The organism is Cupriavidus sp. GW822-FHT03E04 (assembly GCF_058801495.1).
Genome location: NZ_JBXANI010000071.1, coordinates 1 through 1546, shown reverse-complemented (window position 1 = coordinate 1546; position 1546 = coordinate 1). Strand labels below are relative to the sequence as shown.

The 1546-nt window shown below is 58.7% G+C and carries 1 protein-coding gene; it reads left to right on the top strand.

The features are described from left to right. Positions 1 to 131: 131 nt before the first annotated feature. Positions 132 to 1262 carry an IS110 family RNA-guided transposase gene (locus AC1RQC_RS40300; RefSeq protein ID WP_309406788.1) on the top strand — a complete coding sequence of 377 codons (1131 nt, stop codon included), beginning with the start codon at positions 132 to 134 and terminating at the stop codon, positions 1260 to 1262. Positions 1263 to 1546: the final 284 nt, after the last annotated feature.

The window sequence follows — 1546 nt, the reverse complement described above, 5'->3', positions numbered from 1 at the left end:
GTAAGTCAGCATGACTTCCGTGGCAGGGGTGCTGGCCGCCGCAGGGAGTTGACGCGGGTTAGCATTGCTGCCAGAGCCGCACGAGTGTGGACTGGGCCACGACTCGACGGTTTTCCGCCACGGAGGCCAGCATGGGAAACGATAACACGGTGTACGTTGGGTTGGATGTCCACAAGGAATCCATCACGATTGCATACGCGGTGGACCTGGGTGAGGTCGAGTTGCTCGGGAAGATCGGAACATCACCAACCGAAATCGACCGGCTGTGCAAACGACTGCAATCGAAGGCTAGGCACGTTCGCGTTGTCTATGAGGCAGGCCCATGCGGGTACGGTTTGTACCGGCGATTGATGGGACATGGCTTTGAGTGCATGGTGTGTGCACCTTCGCTGATTCCAAGGAAACCCGGCGAGCGCGTCAAGACAGATCGGCGTGACGCCATGAAGCTGGTACGTTCGCTGCGTGCCGGCGATCTATCCGCCGTTTATGTCCCAACTGTGGAAGACGAGGCGTTTCGCGATCTTGCCCGTGCGTGGGTGTCCGCCAAGACGGATCTGAAGCAGGCGCGGCAACGTCTGAAATCCTTCTTGCTCACACACGGCATCCACTACATTGGACGCGCGGACTGGGGCGCTGCGCATCGTCGCTGGCTAAGCAAGTATTCGTTTGACAACGAGTGGCGGCAACTCGCATTCGATGAGCATCGTCGCACTATCGAAGATCGGCTGGCGCAGTGCGATCGACTGGAGGCGGCGATGCGCGAGGCGGTGATCAGGTGGAGGTTCTACCCAGCGGTATTGGCGCTGCAAACCATGCGTGGCATTCAGTTCACATCGGCGGTGGGGATGCTTGCCGAACTCGGCGACCTGTCTCGCTTCCAGCATCCAAGGCAGCTCATGGCATGGCTGGGTGTTACGCCATCGGAGCACTCTTCCGGCGAAACACGACGGCTGGGCAGCATCACCAAAACGGGGAACAGCTACGCGAGGAAGCTGCTGGTCGAGGCCGCATGGAGTTACCGGCACCCGGCCCGGGTAAGTCCCGCGATTCAGTTGCGTCACGAAGGTATTCCGAAGCCGATTATCGATCGTGCATGGGATGCCCAGTTACGCCTATGTAGGCGATTCCGCAAACTTGCCGCACGAGGAAAGAACGTCAATGTCGCGGTGGTTGCTGTCTCGCGCGAACTCGCCGGATTCATCTGGGATGTTGCGCGCATTGCCATGGCGATGGCGATTCCGCATGGCGGGCAACCAACTTAACCAGACCAACCAACCTGCAACCAATGACGAGTTTCCTGAAGGCGGCGTAGCCCGGTACAAGAGTAACCCGCGTCCTCGCTTGGCGACTGCTTATGCAGATTCGCGGCGTAAGAAAGCGGCAGGCTCACGAGACGGAACCCTGTAATGCGGTAACCAACCCGCGGATATCAGCTTGATCCACCGTCGAACTTACTGCTACGTCGCCCTCAGGGTATTCCCTCGCGCCTATGAATCCAAACTGAACTGCACATCCTATTGACAATGGAAGTCATATCAGCGAGTCG